Raw genomic sequence first — 20,456 nt, forward strand, 5'->3', positions numbered from 1 at the left:
CAAATCTCCGCTCTACTGTTTCTGGCCAAGCCCGGAATCCGGGCCGATGGAATAGGTCCAGGTCTCGGTCAGTGGCTCATTATCAAGCAGGAGTTGTCCTCGGAGCACCGGAGCCTTTTCACCGACGGGGCGCACCAGCATCGACAGTCGCCAGGTGCCATCAGCCTCAACGTACTCAACGAAATGCTCTATGATCTCAACGGCATCGCTGTTTCCGCTGCCCTCACTGACCTTACTGACGATGGCTGCATTAGGCTTGAGATCGTCCAGTGGCCCTCCTGCAAAATCAACAATGATTCGGTAGGCCCCCTCTTCCGTGCCGCCTCCGGGACGATTGCCATCTCCAACAAACGTTTGCAGTGCACGCCCGGTGTCCTGCCCGGATACGTCCTTGTCGCCAAAACGAAGGCTGTAGGCAAACGCCCGATGGTCACCCTGCTTTACTGGCTCCTTCGGTTTCCAGAAGGCAACAATGTTGTCGTTGGTTTCCGCGTTGGTGGGGATTTCAACCAGCACGACCTCGCCGTTCGACCATCCCTGCCTTGGCGCAACCCACGCACTGGGCCGTTTGTCATATCGAGCCTCGGCGTCCTCAAACTGGTCAAACTGGGTATCCCGCTGCATCAAACCGAAGCCAGCCAGGCGATCAACCTGAAGGTAGCTGAGCCGGAGGCGCGATGGGTTCGTCAGAGGGCGCCACAACCATTCGCCCGCGCCCTGGTCATGAATCAGCAGTCCGCTTGAGTCGTGCACCTGGGGCCGCCATTCACCCCGGGGCCTGGCAGTATTTTCGCCGTAGTAGAACATCGACGTCAGTGGCGCCAGGCCCGGTTGATCCACCGGGTTGCGGTAGAACAACTCAGCAGTGACATCGATACGTGTGGTTTTGCCAGGCTGGATATCGAAACGGTAGGCGCCGGCGACGCTAGGGCCGTCCAACAGGCCGTAAACCCGCATACGTTCACTGCCACCTCCCGGCCGCTCAAGCCAGAATTCAACAAACGATGGCACCTCCTCTCCGGAGGGCAGTCCGGTGTCTATCGCTATACCCCGCGCCGACAGACCAAAGTGATTGTCGGCACCCACGCCCCGGAAGTAGCTTGCGCCGGCGAAGACCAGAAACTGATTCTGTTCGTCGCCACGGCCCATCGGGTACGTGAGTTTGAAGCCCGCATAGCCCAGGTCCGCGGGAACCCTTTTGGCGAGTTCCGGGTCCGGGAAGCTGAACCCGGATTTATCAAACGGGATGGGTTTTACACCGTCGGCATCCACTTCATTCAACTTGACGGTATGGGTGTAATAGCTCCCCGGTGGCACCATCATCACCTGGAAACGGGAGCGCCCTTCCCGCCAAAGGCTGGCTTGCGGATTGAAACGGATGGATTGGTAGGCTCGGTAGCTCAGGTTCCTGAGAAAGCCGGGCACCGAAGGTGGTGGCTGATACTCACCTTCAGCCCTTGCTTTGGCCTTGTCCACTATTTCCCTGAACTCAAGCGCCCCCGCCGCATGGGCGTAGAGCAGCCCCGGCAATATCAGGCCGATCAGCCATCGTTTCCCTGAATGCATGTAGCTCCTACCTCAAAAATGTCCATCGACTTTTTAATGTAGCACTTGCGACCGGCGCCGTCTCAAGTGACATCTTCGTAAGGCAGGTTGGCCGCAGGGGGCCCGAGAGGCTTCAGGAGGGAGCTAGAACGTCGTTAGCAAGCAATCAGATACCCATGGTGAGGGAAAACCGAACGTCCGGGCGTTCGGGCATCGTCATGGCCATCGTGGAAGCACGAATCATACGGCCGACGCTGACATTCGCTGTGAAAGCCCGGCCCTCGAACTTCAACGACACCTGGCCAGCAGAGGCCCGGCCGTGGCGGTCGGACTGGGTTTCAGAGTATGGAACCCAGCCGTGCAACACCGCAAAATTCACGCTGGAAAGCACACCGTCCATAAACGGCATCTGCCAGGAGGGGCTGGCGGTATCCAGGCGCAACCAGCCACCCCGAACAACCGATACGGATTGCCCGTTAAAACCGGCGATCATGGAGGGGCCTGCGACGGTCAGATACTCCGACACCGGAAGATCTTCATCAGCGAACTGGTAGCGTCCGTGAATCCGCCAGCGCCACCGATAGAGCTCCTGTTCCAGCGAAGCGGACATCGCCACTTTATAGAAGGCGTCTTCGCGACCAACATCGTCCTGCAACCGATAATCGGTCGAACTGTACTCGCGACCGCTCACCGCCAGAAGACCGGTGCTGGCCTGCAAACCATCCCAAAGCTCATGACCGCCCTGCGCCTTGAGACCGACTGAGGACAACTCGTAGCGGCTCTCCGATACCAGGCTCCCCTTCTCCATAGCGCGACTGTCTCGACCGGTATGGTGGGCAACACCATCAAACGCCAGACCAAACCGTGAAAACAGCGGCCGACTGGCCCCGACACCCACAACACTGGATTCGCCACTGGCATTGTAGCGCCTGTCACCACTGGTAACGGCGTGGCTGTAGTAAGAACTTCCGGTTTCCACGGTTACTTGGTTGGCGCCGGCCGGAAAGCGGTAGCGAAACGAGGTGGCGTTGACGTCCGAGCGGTTCTTGTGGGACCGGGCATCGCGATAATGAAACCCGATTGCATCGCTGCTACCGACCAGGCTGTCAGCAGACACACCGATGTCTCCGTCCATTCCGTCGCTGTTCAGGGAGGTTTTGCCGGAAAACTTCAATCGGGATCTTAGCCAGTGTTCACGCTCATCGCGAAACGCATTTACGGTGCCCTCAAAGTTATCGGCGTAGGGTTTCCAGCCATTACGCAACCAGGAACCCGATGATTCCGCGTACAAAGGTTGGCTGAGAACGCACCAAATCAGTGCGAACAACAGGGAATGTCTCAATGTTTCTGATCCTGCCAGTGAGCGCCGGCCGCCTGTCGCTGCGAATACCGGTTATTCTTAAAAAATCGTCACTGCGGAATGTATTGCATTAACGCCCTTAAATCCATCACTGGTTGCCAAAATTTACAAAGTTAATCTTCATAGAAAACAGATGATTACAAATACCTCTGAAAGTTTTTTCTATAGATTTCAACAGGCCGGAGGTATTGAGAACTGGTGCCACTTATTACCAAATTCTACATTTCGCTACCGAGGCCTCCATTTGGGTCACTAACTTGGTTACACTTGGCACAATTCGTGAGTCAGCCTACACGGACGACTGACTTCAAACAGGCCGTGACCGAAACGAAATAAGGACGAACGTTATGATCAAGAAGTGTCTCTTCCCTGTTGCCGGCTACGGCACCCGCTTCCTGCCAGCCACCAAAGCCATGCCCAAGGAAATCCTGCCCATTGTGAACAAGCCCCTTGTTCAATACGGTGTGGAGGAAGCTGCAGAAGCGGGGGTTCACGAGTTCGGTTTCGTTACCGGTCGTGGTAAAAGGGCCATCGAGGATCACTTCGACATCAGCTATGAGCTTGAGCACCAGATTGCCGGCTCGGGCAAGGAAGACCTGCTTACCTCCATCCGGGAGCTGATCGACAATAACTCGTTCGCCTTTACCCGCCAGAACGAAATGAAAGGTCTCGGTCACGCCATTCTCACCGGTCGCAACCTTGTTGGCGACAACCCATTCGCGGTTGTACTGGCGGACGACTTCTGCGTGGCTGACGGCGCCGAAGAAGGCGTACTCGCCCAGATGGTTAAACTTTACAACCAGTTCCGCTGCTCCATCGTTGCCATTGAGGAAGTACCGGAAGACGAGACCCACAAATATGGCGTCATAGCGGGCGAGTCGATGAAAGACGGCCTCTATCGCATCACCGACATGGTCGAAAAACCATCGCCGGAGAACGCCCCCAGCAACCTTGCGATTATCGGTCGCTATATCCTCACGCCCGATATTTTTGACATCATCGAGCGCACGGCGCCCGGCAAGAACGGTGAAGTTCAGATAACGGATGCACTGCTGGAACAGGCGAAGAACGGCTGTGTGCTGGCGTATAAATTCAAGGGCCGCCGGTTTGATTGCGGCAGTATTGACGGGTTTGTGGAAGCAACCAACTACGTTTACGAAAACATCTACAAGAAAGGTAAATAGGCGCCTATTTGCCGAGGATTTGCAGGATCATGCGCCGGTTTTCGCCGGAGGTTTTCCGGAACCGGCGCAGCAGTTCCATTTCCTCCTCTGAAAGTTGAATCCGGCTGATTTCACGCTCCAGTTCTTTCAGGGCCGTTGACAGGTCATCGCCCTGGCTGAACGCCAGGCCTGGCAACTCCAACTGGCCGGTGTCCCCGGCGTCGTCCAGATCCAGCAGGTCTTCCAGTGGGGTTTCCGTCTTCAGGCAAAAATCCAGTAACTCGGTGACACACGGCCATGCCCGCTGCCTCGCATCAGTCGATTCCCAACTCACCACCCGCGCCTCGTCCACTCCGCACATTTCTGCCACGTCCCCGCACGACAACTGCCCGGCTTCCCGAATCTGCCGCAGGCGGCGGTTAAAGGTTTGCAGGTACCGCATAGGAGTGTTCTCTGCCGTGGTTAGTCTTGTGGCCTGATGGCACTTTCGGTGAATCAAACCGGAAATGTAACGTACATATAGCTTTACACACAATCTACCTATAATGAATCCATAAGCAACGGAAATAACTTGGTATGGCGGCAAAAGCACTGGATAAGAACACCGCATGGGAGCTGGTACTGGACGCAGTGAACCGCAGCAATGTGACACTCTCATTGCCGGGCAGTGACAAGCCAGCACTGGATATAGGCCAGAACGGCGAATGGGAACTTCGACTGCCAGCAGAGCTCGACGCACGCAACCTGCTGTCGGTTTTCCTGCCTCTGTGCTGCCCGGTTGCTCAAGGCTCGCGCTCGCGGGTTGTCGGCCAGATGGGGCAGAGCCTGGACGGACGTATCGCCACGGTGACCGGCGCTTCCAAGTTCATCAATGGCGAGGATGGCATTACCCACCTGCACCGCTTGCGGGCTGTGTCGGAAGCGGTCATTGTCGGCGCCGGAACCGCATCCACCGACAATCCCAGGCTGACAGTCCGCAAGACGTCCGGCATTAATCCGGTCCGGGTGGTGATTGATCGCAACCATCGGGTTCCGGACAGCCATCACCTGTTCAGCGACGAAGCATCCCCTACGCTCCGCCTCGTCGCAGGGGACTACCACGCCGGCGACAAGCTGACACCCCGCCACGGCGTAACAGATGTGCCCTGCCTCGGGCAGGATGACACCACGGACCCTGCCCATATACTCGCGGTTCTCGCGGACTTTGGCCTTCGCAAGATTTTTGTGGAGGGCGGAGGGCTTACCGTGTCTGAATTCCTGAATGCGGACCTGCTCGACCGGCTGCATGTCATGGTCGCCCCCATGATCATCGGCAGTGGGCGCCCGGCATTTTCACTGCCGGAGATCAAGAAACTCGACAGCGCCCTGCGCCCGAAGGCCCAGATGGTGGACCTGGGCAGTGACATGCTGTTTGACCTGGATTTCACTCGTTCGACTGTCGACGAGTGAACACGAACAGCACGCCCGGAAGGCTCGACAACAGAACCGCCAACCCATAGCCGACACTGAGTGCAACGCCCTGCTCTGCCGGCATCCCAGCCATGGGCCAGAGCAATGCCGCAGCACCCTCGCGCACCCCCCAGCCTGCAACAGTGACCGGAATGGCCATGACCAGCAGCAGAAGGCTGCAAAGAGACGTCAGAACCAAAGCCATGTGCGGGTCACTCCAATAACCCGCGCCCAGAGCCAGCAACGAGAACACGGCCAGGTAACTGGCCACCACACCGGCGGAAGACACCAACTGGACACCCACGGCCGGCCACTCCAACAAGGCTTTGCGCAAGTCCCGCCGCAGCGTATGGACATAGTCTTTCGCGCGCTGCCAAATACTTGTAACCAATACCACTGTGGCTGTCAGGCCGGCCAGCAACAGCAGCGCCCGTTCGCCATATTCCGAGAGGGCTTCAAGCATTCCGTATCGGTACCAGACAAGCCAAACACCCAGGCTCAGCGCCACAGCCATCATCACCAGTTGCCCGGACATTCTCTCAATCATGACGGCATGAGCGGACGCAAGGCGCTCACCGGAGTCGAGACTGTGACGCCAGGCCCGATTAACATCGCCCATCACCCCGCCAGGAAGCACCTGATTGAGAAAAGTGGCAAGGTAGTACTCCCGCACCGCAACAGCCATGGGCAAGACCAACCCAAGTCGCCGGGCGGTGTAACGCCAGCGCCAGGCTGAAAGCACCACCTGCGCAACGGACACCACCATGGCTGCCAATAACGCCAGTAATGAGAACTGCGCCAGCTCCCGCCAGAGCACGCCCAGATCCAGGAAGTAGCCAGTCGCCACTAGCAACAGCAGGGTGAAACCCCAGCGCAGGTAACGGGTTCGGAGCAGGCGTCGCACGTCAGGCAACGCCGTCTCTGGCTGGCCGGGCAAACAAGTCTTCATGTTCCACGCGGATTGACAGGCTCTGCTCATCAGCCTGCTTCAGACGCAGGCCAAACCAGCGCTCGGCCCGCTGACGTTCGCTCGGCGACTGTTGCATCACCGCGTCACGCCAGCCCTCAAGCAAGGCGCGCTGAAGTGCACTTTGAGCAGGCGTCAGGCGCCACGGGCTTGGAGCAACAGACACCTGATAGTCCCGCAATTCGAGCTGTTGCTTGAGGTAATTCGTCGCCGATGGCCCCAGCGCGGCACCAGTCCCCTTATCGTTGTGCTGGTGCTCGTTGACGGTCTCGCGTATCCAGTCGTCGTCCTGGTCTGCCGGCAACAGCTCGACATCACCCGCGTAACTCAGAGCGATAAACACACCGGCATTGTGTCTGGCGGCGGCTACCGCCACTGCCTCAAGCCAGTCTTCCGACATCAGGTCTATCAGGGCCGAAGCTGTGATCAACCGGGTGCCATCCGGAATCTGCCCGGCAAGCCGCTTGGCGTTCAAGTGACAGGCATGGGTTTCCAGCGGGACATCAAGGTGTTGCAGTCTCTCTCCGGCAAGGGCAAGCAGGTGTTCGTCCTGGTCCAGTAGCACCCAGCGCTGGGGTACCGTCATGGCCGGCACAAGGTAACGGGCGTTGGAGCCAGTGCCGGTACCCAGATCCACCACCAGCAGTGGTGGTGCGTGATGACCGCTCAGAACGCCCGGGTGACAATAGTCCTGTTCCGCCCAAACCAGCACCTCCGAGAGCAGCCTCTTGTTACGAGCAAGGTGGTCTGCCGGCTCACGCAGTGCCAGCCAGTCGCTGTCGAAGGTGGTAGGGTCCGGTGGCGGCAGCAGGTCTTCCAGTGCCCGTTGGAAGTCAATGGCGGTACTCTGCCAGCTTCGCAGGGAGCGCGCCGCCTGCTGTGCCTGGGTAGCCGCCTCGCCAAGCGCGCCGGGGTTAGTAAGCCAGTCTTCCAGGCACGCCCGCAACCCTGCGACATCGCCGGCTTGATACTGCCGGACGCCAGGCCGCAGGCCTGTGGTGGAAAGGGCACCCCCATCCGTGGTGATCACCGGCAACCCCGCGGCAATCGCCTCATCAATCACCATTCCATACCCTTCGTAAACGGACGGCAGCACAAAAACATCAGCGTTACGATAGGCGCCGGCAAGCTCAAGGTCGTCCAGCTCCCCCAAAAGACTGATCCGATGTTCAAGCCCCAGGTTCGCAATGATACCGCGAAGCTCGTGGGCATAGCGCTCGTCGCGATCCAGCGAGCCTGCCAGGGTGCAGTGCCATGAACAGTCCCGGAGATCACTTAACGCTTCAACCAGATGGTGCTGTGCCTTGCGCGGCGACAGGTGGGCAACACAGAGCAGATGAATCGTGGGGCCCTGGGCTCTTGATGGCTGGGTTTCAGCGCCAATACCGGCAATGGTGTCGGCGCCCGGCTCAACCACGCGGATGGCCGTGGCCGGTACGCTGTAGTCTTTCAGTCGGTGCGCGGTGTGGGCACTGGTCGTGATTACCCCGGCCACCTTTGACAGCGCCCGACGCTCTACCCGGAAAAGCCAATCCTGCAACTCTTGCGTCAGCCCCGTTTCATCCGCCAGGGCGTGGTGGACCAGCGACACAACCCGCAAACGGGATGCATGGTTGGCGATCACGTCCGGAAGCCCGCCCATGGCCAGGCCATCAAGTACCACCACCGAATCATCCGCAAGGTCGGCAAGCAACCTGTTCATGGATGCTTCCGCCATCCGGTCTGGCACCGGGAAGCTGCCACAGAGCCCGGAAACAAAGGCATCCACGCCGTTATCCCTGAGCCCTGCGACAACATGCTGAACGTACCGGTAGCCTCCGGTTTTCTGTTCAGGATCCCCCGGGACAACGAACAACACCGACGTTAATGGCTCAGAGTTCGCCATGGTAGCTGGCCCAGGCAATATGGGATTCGCCAAGGGTGACCTTCATCGAACACAGGCCTTTGCCAGTTTCACCCAGCCGGCCCTGGCGGATCGCCGCGGCCAGTCGGTCGAACACCGTCATCGCCATGAATTCGGTGGTGGTATTGCGATTGGCAAATTCCTCGATATCGTCCAGGTTCTTCATGTTGAACTCGGCAATCACCGACGACAACACCTCGGACGCCAGCCCGATATCGACGATCAGATCGTCGTTGTCGAGGGCTTCCCGCTCGAAGGAGACATCAACTACGTAGGTGGCGCCATGCAGGCCCTGGGCGGGGCCGAAAATGTCACCCTTAAAGCTGTGGGCGATCATCATGTGGTCTCTGACGGTAAGGCTGAACATGGGTTTTGGGTCCTCGATACGGATGATGGGAGTCAATTGTCGGGGTATACGATACGGTGGCAGAGAGTGTCGGAGGCCGTTCCGCCAGCTCTGTTTCCAGCAAGTGCCGGCATAACCTCCGGCAGCGATTCGAAGGTGGTTTCGCCGCTGATCAGGCAGTCCAGGACATCATCCCGCAGCAGCTCCAGGGCCAGCACCATTCGATCCCGATGGCGCCAGCGTGGCCGCTGCTCAGGATGCAGGTTACCAACCTGGCTAGACCGTATCGTCAGCCGACGGGAATGGAATGCCCGGCCCAGGGATACCGGCACTGGCTGCTCGCCGTACCAGCTCATCTCAATAATTCGCGCTTCCTGTCCCGCCAGCGCAAGAGCGGTTTCAAGACCCGTTGGGTGGCCGCTGGCGTGGATGACCAAGTCATGATCGTCCTGCCGGCACCGGGTCTGGAAATCCAGCCCCAGCGTGTGCGCAACCGCTTTACGCTGTGGATTGGTGTCCACGGCGGTAACCCGGGTACCCGGTATTCGGCTGGCAAGCCAGGCAACCAGCAGACCAACGACGCCGAGGCCAACCACTGCGACCCGCTCGCCCACTCGTGGTGAAGCATCCCACAGGCCGTTCACCGCGGTTTCCATGTTGGCGGCCAGCACTGCCCTGGATTCCGGAAGACCGGATGGAAGAGGTACCACGGCGGATGCAGGAACCTGGTAGTGCTCCTGATGAGGAAACAGGCAGAAAACCGACTGGCCAGTCAGGGCCTCGGGGCCCGAAACAACACGACCTACGCTGGCATAACCATATTTGACCGGGAAGGGAAAATCGCCTTCCTGGAACGGGGCACGCATCGAATCGTATTCCGACGGTGGCACACGGTTGTTGAAAACCAATGACTCGGTTCCACGACTGACGCCCGAGTATAGCGCTCGCACAGACACCGCTGGACTGTCAGCGTCGGTCGCCGAACAATGATCGTAGGTTGCTGGGAGAATGGCCCCTTCCCCGGGCCCGGTCACCCAAAATGCGTTTGTCATATCGTCTGTTTCCTTACAGCGCACGTAACTCACTATAGTATACGCAGGCTATAGTACACGCGGCCTTGCCAGCTATAGTGCATACAGGCGCATCCATATTTTCAGTAAGGCCCTGTTACGACCGGATGCACGCTCAATCATACGCTGGGGTTTGATGATGGATTCCCACACTCACACGTTCCGCCTGCCCCTGGCTGCCGATCTTGCCTGGTCCGGCGGACTGACGGCGCTCATGGTGACCGCCGCTGGCATCGGATTCCACCCCCCTGCCAGCTTTTACGCGCTCGCCGTGTTGCTCTGCTTGGCAATTGCGGTGCCTGTTATTCGCTTCTGGCCTGCGGAACAGGACTTCGGTTGGGCCAATCGGGCAACCCTGGTACGCGCCTCCCTCGTCATACTCCTCATCAGCCTGGCGCCGTTCACTTCCGGGTTAGGGAACTGGCTGTGGTTGTACGGGTCATTGTGTTTACTGGCGTTGATTCTTGACGGCGTGGATGGCGCAGTCGCAAGGGCCACCCGTTCAACAACGGCGTTCGGTGCCCGATTCGACATGGAACTGGATGCGCTGTTCATCCTCGGGCTGTGTGTTGCGGTCCTGGCCCAGGGCAAAGCCGGCCCATGGGTTCTCGCGTTGGGGCTGATGCGTTACGCCTTTGTGATCGCTGGCCACTGGTTTCGCTTCATGGACAGACCACTACCCGACAGCTTTCGACGCAAAACTGTCTGCGTATGGCAAATAGTCACCCTGATGGTTGCCATATTACCGATTACGCCGACCGGCTTCGCGACTGCCACACTCGCTATCGCGCTGTTACTGCTCTGTTATTCGTTTTTTACAGACCTGCGCTGGCTTTACCAAACAGGGAGAAAGACATGAAAGCGTTCCTATCCACTGCTGCACTGACCGCCTCACTGGCATTGTCCGCCCCCGTTGCCATGGCCGAGCCGGAAACCTACGTTATCGACGATGAGCATTTCTCGATGTCGTTTGAGGTGAACCACATCGGCTATGCCCCGGTAATGGGCATGTTCCGGGATGTGGAAGGAAAGTTCGGCTACGACGAGGAGACTCAACAGCTCACCTCCGGCACACTGACGTTCAAAAGCAAAAGCGTCTTCACCAATCACGATAAACGGGATGGCCACCTGCGCAACGAGGATTTTCTCAACAGTGGAAAGTTCCCGGACATCACCTTTGAGATCACCAATTTCGAAACCACCGGCGAAAACACCGGCATTGTGACCGGTGACCTGACCCTTCTGGGCAAAACCCGCCCGGTGGATGTTGATGTAACCCTTAACAAATCTGCCGACTACCCCATCGGGCACGAGGACTACACCCTCGGCATCACCGCCGAGGCCACCATTAAGCGCAGCAATTGGGGCATGACCTACGGCATTGATCAGGATCTGGTGGGTGATGACGTTCGCCTCAGGTTCGGCCTCGAAGCTGTGAAAGAGTCCGGCTGGTTATGAGGTAGTGTGAACAACATCACACCCTGGACACATTCTGTTACACATTCGGGCCATTTTTTTGCGCGAAGTCAGTTTGGCCCGTTATGTTAATACAACAACAAAAATAATGGCGTTCGCGCCATAGAATGCCTCCAACAAGGATCCAAAGATGCCACTGCGGTTGCTCTTGGCCCTAACGTTCGTTGTGTCCGGTGCCGTCGGCCTGGGATATCTACTGTCGGCCGACAATACAGTCCGGTTCTCCTGGATAACCGGTGAGAGCGAAGGTAGGAGCCCGCCCCCTTCCGGAACAGACACCACCCGCTCCAAGCCCGGGCCGGCCGAATCGCCGACCACGGAAAAGCAGGAACCCTCTGAGAATGCGATCGGCTTCATGTTGGCCAGTGCTGCAGCCCAATACAGCCAGAACATCCGCTACCCGACGTACTCCATTCCAATCTCTGACGACCAGGCCAAGGCCTACGCCGGCAACCGTTTCGACCCTGTGGAGCTGCCGCTGGACGGGGGCGGACAATTTACCGTCACGCTTGAGAAATACCGCTTCGTACAGGAAGAAGACGTTCTTGTGGCAGCGAGCATTACTGGCTCCCAGGTGGTAGGGCCAAGCCTGGACGCGACCCTGGAGTCCCCCGAGTCTCGCCAGGCGATTGCCAGTACTACACTCCAGAACGAGGCCGGTGCCCCCTACTATGAAGGCATCATTGAGGCCGACGCAGAGCCTGGCGAATATCGGTTGATCGTTGAGGCAACCATTGATGGCAAACCCGTACGCCACGTTTCAACCCTGACCATTGAGCCCGACCTGGGAGAGTTTGACGGCCTGGGCGCCCCAAAGGTGACCAACAACGACCTGATAATACCGGTTCATTTCGACGCCAAAGACCCCGGCTTCTATGCCCTCTCTGCCCAGCTCTACCACAACGGCCGCGCACTCGCGCAGCTGCAGGCGGAGAAGCGACTCGACGGAACCACCGACACCCTGGAGCTCAAAGCCCATGGCTCGGTGCTCGCCCATCGTGAGATTAGCGGTAACCTGGAACTGCGCAACCTGCAGATCCGGCGCCTGCCGGCCTCGCCCGGAGACCGCACCGACTATGGCTATGGCCCTGATGATGGCTACTCGTTTTCGCCACCGGACCTGGACGGATTGACCGACAGCCCGGCAGGTGACCCCGAATCAGAGCAACGTGCTGCGCTGCTGCAAAGGCTGGCAGACAAGTTCTGATACAACAATAAAACAAAGACGGAGCCTTTATGAAAACAAGAAAGAGAAGTGCCTGTAAGACCGCCCTTGCGGTGGCCATCGCCGGCGGCTTGTTCGCCGGCACCGCCCACGCCCAGCTTGCGGGCCACAACGTGATCCTGGTTCACGGCTTCCAGCAGGAAGACCTGGCCAATCCACCTGCCAACCTTAATGAGGTAAAAAGTGCTGGCGAGGACTACTGGCGTACCTTCTGGCTGTCCCGTTCCGACGCCCGTGTAGATTGGGGCAGCGATGGCCGTGTGGAGGGCAACATCGCCCAGCAGGCCTATCAGCAGCTACGCGACATCAGCCAGCAAGGGCTGTGCAACGATTTCTGCATTGTGGTTTCCCATTCCACCGGTGACCTGGTCACCCGATATCTTCTGGAAAACCAGGCCCGCTGGCTTCAGGCCGACGGACTGCAGCCGCTGAAAATACTCGCTGCGATCGACTACTCCGGTGCCGGCGGCGGTACAGAGCTGGCCGATCTGGCCCTCAATGTTGCCTACAACGACAGCTGGTACAACTGGCCGCTCAAACAGGCAGTACGTGCCTTCACCGGCATCACCCCTGAGCCAGGCAGCCTTGGCGTGGTCAATGACCTGCAAACCAACACGGCACGCAACCTCGCCGTCAGTCCCAATAATATTCCGCGCCTGCGGTTTGTGGCCGGCGGCTCCTCCTACGGCGGCATCACCAAGCCGTTCATTGCCGGTACCGATGATGGCGTGGTACCAACCCACTCGGCCTGTGGCGCCACCAGCAGCAACGGTATCGACTCCTGTAGCTCGAACCTGAGCCTGGCGGGCAAGGTGTCCAGCCAGAACGGGCCGTCGGACCTGTACTACAACCACTTTCCGATCCTGATGAACGAGGGTGCTTCCCACAGCGGCGTTCTGGGCTCGGAAACCGGCAACATTTCGGTCCCGGTAGTGAATGACACAACCCTCAATGGGCTGCGTGTCGATTTCGCCAGCCGCACCTACAACAAGCGCGCCTGGTGGCAGTGGTGGGGTTCCGGTGACCGATATGTTGAAGTACCCGGTTCGAACCAGACCGATATGTCGACGCTGGTCTACAACACACTCAACAACTAAAAATACCAAGATGGACCCAACCGTCTGAAGGAGCACCAACCGGCTCATGGAAGAGCCATTCTTACCTGCCCGTGATAAACTCCGCCGCTGTCGCTCTAAAGCCTATCCACTCTATGGCGGTCTTGAATGCCCCTCTCGAACACTCATAAATCCGACCTGTTACTGGTGGTTGTCACCCTGATGGCAGCCATTAGCTGGATATTTTCCAAGGAAGCCGTATTACTGATGCCGCCGCTGATGTTCATGGCCCTTCGGTTCCTGTTGGCCGGTTCGGTACTGGCGGTCATAGCCTGGCCTTCGCTGAAACGACTAAGCCTGGACCAATTCAAGCGCAGTGCTGGCGTGGGGCTGGTGTTCGGAGTGGCCATGAGCTTCTGGGTGATGGGGCTGTTTCACGTCACCCACATAGGTGAAGGTGCCTTCCTGACCAGCCTTGGCGTGGTCATCGTGCCAGTGATTGCCCGGGTGATCTTCCAGGAGGCACAGCCTTTGAGCACCTGGTTTGCAATTCCGGTCGCGGTGGGCGGGCTCGCGCTGCTGTCGCTCAAAAATGGATTCCGGCCCGAAATCGGTCAGGTTTTCTTTGTGGTGGCTGCGTTTATCTTTGCGCTGTATTTCACCCTTAACACCCGCGCGGCCAACCAGCGCACGGTGATCAACCGCCGGGGAGAGTCCGTGGAAAAACACCGCGTCCCCGCCCTGCCCCTCACGACCATTGCGCTGCTCACCGTAGGCACCGTCACCTTGACCGAGTCAGTGCTGCTGGAACCCTGGACACCGACTCTCGAGAACTTCTCCGGCATTCTCGCCGGCTGGGTGATTGCCAGTGCCGTGGTAGGCACGGCAGGCCGCTTCCTGCTGCAGACCTATGCCCAAAGCCTGGCCACCCACAGCCACGGAGTTGTAATCCTTGTGTTGGAGCCGGTATGGGTCGCACTGTTCGCTGCAGGCTGGTTCAGCGAATCCATGTCCACCACACAACTCGCCGGTTGCGGCCTGATATTCCTCGCACTGCTGATCAATCGGTGGGGAGTGCTCAGCAAGGCCATAAAAGGCTGGGCCAGAAAGCAGAAAACCGCCTGAAAGAGGTTGACCACGCCCATCGGAATCAGTATATTTCCACCCCGTTGCAGGACATAGGACCATAGCTCAGTTGGTTAGAGCGCTGCCTTGACATGGCAGAGGTCGGCAGTTCAAATCTGCCTGGTCCTACCATTCCTGCTTAACGATCCGTTTCTTGCAGTTCCCTTCTCTATACCGTCTTTCTTTCCCGATACTGTTTCAAAGCTCTTCCAATAAGATTCCTACTACCACTCCCGTTTCATCACGACAACTGAGACGCAGCGATTCCTGCCTAACCTGATATGCCTGTAAAAATCGGGACATAAACCACCAGAAGCAACACTGCGATTAAGCCAAGCAGGTAGGGAATGATAGCGCGGGTGATGCGCTCGAGCGGCAAACCGGTGACAGAGGACGCCACATATAGGTTGATTGCGACTGGAGGCGTAATCATACCAATGGCCAGTCCCACCACAATTATGAGACCGAAGTGGATTGGGTCGATTCCTAGCTGGATGACCAACGGCAACAGAACCGGGGTCAAGATTATCAGGGCACTCGCTGTTTCGATGAACACTCCCGTTATCAGGATAATACCGACGACGAGTAGCATAATGATGTAAGGGTTAGTGGACAGTGACAGGACCGATTCAGCAATCGCGCCGGGTACCTGCCAACTTGATAGTGTCCAGCTCAGAACGGCCGATGTGGCAATGACGAACATGATAACGGCGGTTGTAATCGCAGAGCGGATCAATATCCGATAGATATCCGGAAGCTTGAGGTCGCGATAGATAAACAATGAAACTAACAGTGCGTAATTGACCGCCACTACTGCCGCTTCGCTGGGTGTAAAGATGCCAGAGAATATTCCACCCAGAATAATGACGGGTGTCATCAACCCCCAGCTTGCGCTCTTGAGCGTGCCCCAAATAGTAGCGATGGATAATGCTGTCCCACGCGGATAATTCCGACGGTAACCCTGGGTAATGGCAATAGCGATGAGCCCCAAACCCATGATAAGGCCGGGAATAAAACCATTTAAAAACAGCTTGGAAACCGATTGCTGAGCAATGACAGCATAGATAATCATCGGCACTGATGGCGGGATCACCACACCAATAGTGCCGCTGGCAGCAATCAAACTGGCTGCCGCCGCCGGGTCATACCCTTTTTTACGAAGCTCCGGCACCAGGCTGGAGCCAACAGCTGCCGTTGTGGCTGCCCCTGAGCCGGATATAGCCGCAAAGAACATGCCTGCCAGTACGGCTACGATAGAAAGCCCACCTTTCAGAAACCCAAACAGCGAGTCCGCAAAACTGACCAGCTTCTCACTGACCTTGCCTTGGGCCATGAGGTCGCCGGCCAGTATGAACATAGGTACCGCAACCAGGGCGAAGGAGTTAATCCCCTGAAACATCTGCTGGGTAACCACCATCAGTGGCACACCCTGAAAAAATAGCGCTGCCATCGTACTGGCACCGATTGACACGGCAATAGGTACGCCAATGAGCATGAACAGAAAAAAAAGTAGGAACAGCAGACCAGTCACAGTGGCGGGTCACTTATATCAGAAGCAGTCTCGGCGGCGTCAGGTCCTTCGGACACCAGTTCAACCAGATCAACAAATGCATACCAACTCATCAGCGCTCCACAGACCGGGATAATCGCGTAAACGTAGGTCATTGACCAGCCAAGAGAGGCCGAGGTCTGGAAGCTTTGCATCTGCATATAGCGATAGCCAACAAGCACTAACGCAATCATGAATCCCAAAACAATGGCCACAGCCAGAATACGCGTCACTTGCCGCAGCCTGCCTGGCAGCGCATTGACGACGAAGGTAACAGCGATATGGCGACCACGCTGAAACGCGAGGGTGGCCCCCATAAAAGTGATCCAGATAAGCAGGAACCTGGCTAGCTCCTCAGTCCAGCCCGCCGCTGTAAAGAAAACCCTGGATATAATCTGCAGCGTGATCACGGCGATCAATGCCACCATCGCCGCAAACACCATAGGCTGCATGATGGCATCGATTGCACGTTCAACTCTCTTCAGAATTCCCAACATAACGTCGTCGGGTCCTTTAACTATTGCTGCTGGAATTCACGAATCCGCTCCAGGTAATCACCAAACTGATTACCGTACTTTTCATAGACGGGGGCGACGGCAGCCTGGAAGGCATCAATCTCAGGATCCTCTACGATTTCCATCCCCGATGCTCGAAGCTCCGCCAACTGTTTGGACTCCATTTCAGCATTAACGCTGCGCTCATGTTCCGCAGCTTCCTGGGCCGCCTGTTTGATTACGCCTTGAGCTGCCTCCGGCAAGCGGTTCCATACTGGCATCCCCATGACAAATATCGCCGGCGCGTAGGTGTGGCGAGACATCGTCATATAGTTCTGAGTCTCATTGAGCTTAAAGGAGTGTACGACGTTGACAGGATTTTCCTGGCCATCGATAGTGCCTTGTTGCATTGCTGTCAGCGCTTCGGTCCAGGCCATGGGAACGGCATTTGCCCCCAGCTCACGGAACGTATCAACGTAAACAGGATTCTCCATGACACGCACGCGCAAACCGTCAATGTCATCCGGATGACTGACCGGCCGCTCGCTGTTGGTGAGGTTACGGAAGCCGCGCTCCGCATATGCGAGGCCTTTGAGGTTGACTTCGCTTAACTTGTCCAGCAACTCCTGGCCAATGGGACCATCAAGCACGGCATAGGCTTCTTCCGGGGAAGAAAACAGGAAGGGCAGTTCAAATACTGCCATTTCTTCTACGAAATTGGCGACCGGACCATTGGTTATGACGCCCATATCCACGGTACCAATTTGCATACCCTCAAGTAGGGTGCGCTCGTCGCCGAGAGAAGCATTGGGATAAAGTTCGATGGTCACCGCACCTTCTGTGCGCTTACTGACCAGCTCCTGGAATTTTACAGCGGCGATGTGGAAGCCATCCTGCTCGTTAACGACGTGAGCCAGGCGCAAAGTGACGGGATCCATATCCGAAAAGTCATCGGCAAAGACCGAGGAAGTCAGGCCAAGTGTGAGGCCAAGTACTGCAGTAACGCAGGCGAGTTTATTCATCATCTTTCCTTTTTTATTTTGAATAATTGTGAATCCAATCTCAGAATAACAGCAATAAACTACATAGCAAGCTCTCGACACGGTAAACGCTTGATTGCGTTACGCTAAATACTGGCCCCCAGTAATGGGGGCATAAAAAAACCGCCGAAGGTGCCCTTCAGCGGTTTTGTGTGCGCCTGAAAAACCTAGACCTTGTAGAAATCCCGATACCAGTCCACGAAGTTGGCAATGCCCTCTTCCACCGTGGTGGATGGCTTGTAGCCCACATCTTCAATCAGGTCATCCACATTGGCGTAGGTAGCCGGCACGTCACCGGGTTGTAGGGGCAGCAGGTTCTTCTCAGCCTTTTTACCAACGCGCTCTTCGATGATCTCAATAAACCGGGACAACTCCACCGGATTGTTGCTACCGATGTTATACAGTCGATATGGCGCCTTGCTGGTGCCGGGGTCTGGAGTTTCACCACTCCACTGCGGGTTGGGGGTGGCGACACTGTCCAGGGTCCGGATAACGCCTTCCACAATATCGTCAATGTAGGTGAAGTCGCGCCTGTGGTGCCCATGATTGAACACATCAATGGGTTCACCGGCCAGGATCTTCTTGGTGAAGATGAACAGCGCCATATCCGGTCGGCCCCATGGGCCATAGACAGTGAAGAAGCGCAGGCCGGTGGTGGGCATGTTGTAAAGGTGGCTGTAGGTGTGGGCCATCAGCTCGTTGGCTTTCTTGGAGGCCGCATACAGACTCAGGGGGTGGTCCACGTTGTCGTGGATGGAGAACGGCATGGTTTCATTCGCGCCGTAGACGGAGCTGCTGGAGGCGTACACCAGGTGCTTCACATCATTGTGACGACAACCTTCCAGGATGTTGGTGAAACCCACCAAATTGGCATCGATGTAGGCATGAGGATTCTCCAGGGAGTACCGCACGCCCGCCTGGGCCGCCAGGTGAACCACACGCTCTGGCTTGTGCTCTCGGAACAGGGCCTCCATGGTGGGCCTGTCGGCCACGTCCTTACGAACCTCGGTGAATCCTGGTTTACAGGTCAGGCGCCCAAGCCGCGCTTCCTTCAAAGTGGGGTCGTAGTAATCGTTGACGTTATCTACGCCGATTACTTCATCACCTCGGTCAAGCAGCCGATGCGCCAGATGGGAGCCAATGAAGCCCGCCGTGCCCGTAACCAGAATTTTCAACGTGTTCTCTCCTGTTCCTTCAGAACGTCAGCCCGGCACTTACAAACGGGCCACCGAGTTCGATGTCCAGACGGTCATCGCTGTCTTCGTAATCAATGCTGATCTGACGGTATCCGGCGCGCAGCTGTAACAACGACAGTTCGTATTGGCCGTAAGCGTTGTAGTCATAGATGGAATCGCCGTCGAAGCTGATGAGGTTGGCCTCGCCACCGACGGAAACACCGGTAAAGGGAAGATCAAAGCGGGCAGCCAGATAACCCATCGGAATCACGCCGTCGACCTCAGTCTTACTGACCTGGCCATTGGTGGTCCGCTCACGGACAATCAGTTCGCCATCCAGATTGCGGGCGGTCACGCCCAGATCCAGATTGGCCCAGTTGTCGAGCACTTCGTAATACAGGGTGACGTCAAACTGACTTAGGTCCAGATCGGAATCCACCTCCGCGCCGTCTTGAATCAGATCAAACTCGGTGGACAATTCCCCGCGCCCACTCTGCTCGATGCGAGTATAGTTCAGCCGAACATTCGGCAGCACCGGAACCGGGTGCTCGAAATAGGCGTTCAGGTTGGCATTGGTGTCACTTTCCAGGTCCAGGTCATTTTCTACATCGACGACCTTGTTGTTTTTACCAGCCTCGCCCGAGAGGTCAGAATCCCAGTAGCTGACATTGGCGCCCACACCAACCACATCAGCGGTTGCGACTGGGGCGGCGATGACCAAAGAGCCGCCGATGGCAAGAATCAGTTTACGCATAGTGCACCTGTTTTCTGGTTGTTGTACCTGACTGATCAGTCGAAACGGATGCCGAGACGACGACCAACCTCTTCGTAGGTCTCAATCACATCGCCCAGTCCCTGACGAAAACGGTCCTTATCCATCTTCTTTCGGGTTTCCCTGTCCCAGATACGGCAGCCGTCAGGGCTGAATTCGTCACCCAGGACAATCTGGCCACCCGAACGACCAAATTCCAGCTTGTAATCCACCAGCAGCATGCCGGCTTCCTCAAACAGCGCCTTCAGTACGTCATTTACCTGATAGGTCAGTTCTTTCATTCTGGCAAGCTCGTCTGCTTTCGCCCAGCCAAAACTGACCGCCAATGACTCATTGACCATGGGATCATGCATGGCGTCGTTCTTCAGGAACAGTTCAAAGGTGGGCGGGTTCAGCGTCAGCCCTTCCTCAACACCCAACCTGCGGCACAGACTGCCGGCGGAGATGTTACGAACCACGCATTCAACCGGAATCATATCCAGCTTCTTGACCAGCGATTCCGTGCCGGAAAGCAGGCCCTCAAAGTGCGTGGGAACGCCGGCCGCTTCCAGTTTTTCCATGATGAAGGCATTAAAGCGGTTGTTCACCATGCCCTTGCGGTTGAGCTGCTCTTTCTTCTCGCCGTCAAAAGCCGACGTATCGTCGCGAAAGACCATCACAAACCGGTCGGGGTCATCGGTACGGTATACGGATTTGGCCTTGCCCGCGTAAAGCTCTTCACGCTTTTCCATGTCACATCTCC

At 57.2% G+C, this 20,456-nt stretch carries 20 protein-coding genes and 1 tRNA gene; 8 read left to right on the forward strand and 13 right to left on the reverse strand.

Translation table 11 applies throughout. The annotated features are described in order from the left end of the window. Positions 1–12 precede the first annotated feature (12 nt). Positions 13–1,566 carry a glucan biosynthesis protein G gene (locus JJO78_RS09470; protein ID WP_126812407.1) on the reverse strand — a complete coding sequence of 518 codons (1,554 nt, stop codon included), beginning with the start codon at positions 1,564–1,566 and terminating at the stop codon, positions 13–15. A gap of 145 nt (positions 1,567–1,711) precedes the next feature. Beyond that, positions 1,712–2,887: a ShlB/FhaC/HecB family hemolysin secretion/activation protein gene (locus tag JJO78_RS09475; protein WP_036205393.1), complete on the reverse strand. Its 1,176-nt coding sequence runs from the start codon at positions 2,885–2,887 to the stop codon at positions 1,712–1,714. 365 nt (positions 2,888–3,252) lie between these two features. Between JJO78_RS09475 and galU the strand changes: the two genes are divergently transcribed. Further along, positions 3,253–4,089 carry a UTP--glucose-1-phosphate uridylyltransferase GalU gene (galU, locus tag JJO78_RS09480; RefSeq protein WP_036205392.1) on the forward strand — a complete coding sequence of 279 codons (837 nt, stop codon included), beginning with the start codon at positions 3,253–3,255 and terminating at the stop codon, positions 4,087–4,089. A 4-nt stretch (positions 4,090–4,093) separates the two neighbouring features. Here the strand turns inward: galU and JJO78_RS09485 are convergent, their stop codons facing one another. Beyond that, positions 4,094–4,510 (reverse strand): helix-turn-helix domain-containing protein, encoded by a 417-nt coding sequence (locus JJO78_RS09485; RefSeq protein WP_127401478.1) that lies wholly within the window; start codon positions 4,508–4,510, stop codon positions 4,094–4,096. A 134-nt stretch (positions 4,511–4,644) separates the two neighbouring features. On the opposite strand from JJO78_RS09485, the gene JJO78_RS09490 reads away from it, so the two are divergent. Beyond that, positions 4,645–5,517 carry a RibD family protein gene (locus JJO78_RS09490; RefSeq protein WP_085680394.1) on the forward strand — a complete coding sequence of 291 codons (873 nt, stop codon included), beginning with the start codon at positions 4,645–4,647 and terminating at the stop codon, positions 5,515–5,517. Here JJO78_RS09490 and JJO78_RS09495 read toward each other — a convergent pair. The 4 genes from JJO78_RS09495 to JJO78_RS09510 are packed head-to-tail and all read right to left on the reverse strand — an operon-like array spanning position 5,492 to position 9,785. Further along, positions 5,492–6,421 (reverse strand): lysylphosphatidylglycerol synthase transmembrane domain-containing protein, encoded by a 930-nt coding sequence (locus JJO78_RS09495; protein WP_226910013.1) that lies wholly within the window; start codon positions 6,419–6,421, stop codon positions 5,492–5,494. The two genes, JJO78_RS09490 and JJO78_RS09495, sit on opposite strands and share 26 nt — an antisense overlap. A 1-nt stretch (position 6,422) precedes the next feature. Continuing rightward, on the reverse strand, positions 6,423–8,369 hold the full coding sequence (locus JJO78_RS09500) for a glycosyltransferase (protein WP_127401480.1): 1,947 nt from the start codon (positions 8,367–8,369) through the stop codon (positions 6,423–6,425). Then, positions 8,356–8,754 (reverse strand): 6-pyruvoyl trahydropterin synthase family protein, encoded by a 399-nt coding sequence (locus JJO78_RS09505; protein WP_036205386.1) that lies wholly within the window; start codon positions 8,752–8,754, stop codon positions 8,356–8,358. Before JJO78_RS09505 ends, JJO78_RS09500 begins: the two co-directional genes overlap by 14 nt. Positions 8,755–8,786: 32 nt before the next feature. Next, positions 8,787–9,785, reverse strand: coding sequence for a zinc-dependent alcohol dehydrogenase (locus tag JJO78_RS09510; RefSeq protein ID WP_075196132.1), 999 nt, complete (start codon positions 9,783–9,785; stop codon positions 8,787–8,789). A gap of 157 nt (positions 9,786–9,942) precedes the next feature. Between JJO78_RS09510 and JJO78_RS09515 the strand changes: the two genes are divergently transcribed. From JJO78_RS09515 to JJO78_RS09540, 6 genes are all read left to right on the forward strand, one after another. Beyond that, positions 9,943–10,662 carry a CDP-alcohol phosphatidyltransferase family protein gene (locus JJO78_RS09515; protein ID WP_227517908.1) on the forward strand — a complete coding sequence of 240 codons (720 nt, stop codon included), beginning with the start codon at positions 9,943–9,945 and terminating at the stop codon, positions 10,660–10,662. After that, a complete protein-coding gene (locus JJO78_RS09520; RefSeq protein ID WP_075196134.1) occupies positions 10,659–11,261 on the forward strand; it encodes a YceI family protein in 603 nt (200 codons plus the stop codon). The genes JJO78_RS09515 and JJO78_RS09520 overlap by 4 nt, the downstream gene beginning before the upstream one ends. A 148-nt stretch (positions 11,262–11,409) precedes the next feature. Continuing rightward, entirely contained in the window at positions 11,410–12,486 is a 1,077-nt protein-coding gene (locus JJO78_RS09525) for a hypothetical protein (RefSeq protein WP_127401482.1), read from the forward strand. A 29-nt stretch (positions 12,487–12,515) separates the two neighbouring features. Then, positions 12,516–13,601: a hypothetical protein gene (locus JJO78_RS09530; RefSeq protein WP_127401484.1), complete on the forward strand. Its 1,086-nt coding sequence runs from the start codon at positions 12,516–12,518 to the stop codon at positions 13,599–13,601. 126 nt (positions 13,602–13,727) lie between these two features. Next, the gene (locus tag JJO78_RS09535) at positions 13,728–14,684 is read left to right on the forward strand and encodes a DMT family transporter (protein WP_075196136.1); all 957 of its coding nucleotides are present in this window, start codon (positions 13,728–13,730) and stop codon (positions 14,682–14,684) included. A 55-nt stretch (positions 14,685–14,739) separates the two neighbouring features. Beyond that, a tRNA-Val gene (locus JJO78_RS09540) sits at positions 14,740–14,816 on the forward strand. Positions 14,817–14,955: 139 nt separating this feature from the next. Here JJO78_RS09540 and JJO78_RS09545 read toward each other — a convergent pair. From JJO78_RS09545 to purC, 6 genes are all read right to left on the reverse strand, one after another. Then, entirely contained in the window at positions 14,956–16,215 is a 1,260-nt protein-coding gene (locus JJO78_RS09545) for a TRAP transporter large permease (protein ID WP_075196195.1), read from the reverse strand. Beyond that, complete coding sequence (locus tag JJO78_RS09550; RefSeq protein WP_075196196.1) at positions 16,212–16,730, reverse strand: TRAP transporter small permease; 519 nt, start codon at positions 16,728–16,730, stop codon at positions 16,212–16,214. The genes JJO78_RS09545 and JJO78_RS09550 overlap by 4 nt, the downstream gene beginning before the upstream one ends. Before the next feature lie 20 nt (positions 16,731–16,750). Next, complete coding sequence (locus JJO78_RS09555) at positions 16,751–17,752, reverse strand: TRAP transporter substrate-binding protein (RefSeq protein ID WP_273623500.1); 1,002 nt, start codon at positions 17,750–17,752, stop codon at positions 16,751–16,753. Positions 17,753–17,934: 182 nt separating this feature from the next. Next, on the reverse strand, positions 17,935–18,942 hold the full coding sequence (locus tag JJO78_RS09560; protein ID WP_127401486.1) for an NAD-dependent epimerase: 1,008 nt from the start codon (positions 18,940–18,942) through the stop codon (positions 17,935–17,937). Positions 18,943–18,961: 19 nt separating this feature from the next. Beyond that, positions 18,962–19,696, reverse strand: coding sequence for a TIGR04219 family outer membrane beta-barrel protein (locus JJO78_RS09565; RefSeq protein WP_127401488.1), 735 nt, complete (start codon positions 19,694–19,696; stop codon positions 18,962–18,964). 35 nt (positions 19,697–19,731) lie between these two features. Then, positions 19,732–20,445, reverse strand: a complete 714-nt coding sequence (gene purC / locus JJO78_RS09570) for a phosphoribosylaminoimidazolesuccinocarboxamide synthase (RefSeq protein WP_036205376.1) — start codon at positions 20,443–20,445, stop codon at positions 19,732–19,734. Between the last annotated feature and the right edge of the window lie 11 nt (positions 20,446–20,456).

It is taken from the genome of Marinobacter sp. DS40M6 (assembly GCF_028581595.1).
GTDB lineage: Bacteria > Pseudomonadota > Gammaproteobacteria > Pseudomonadales > Oleiphilaceae > Marinobacter > Marinobacter salarius.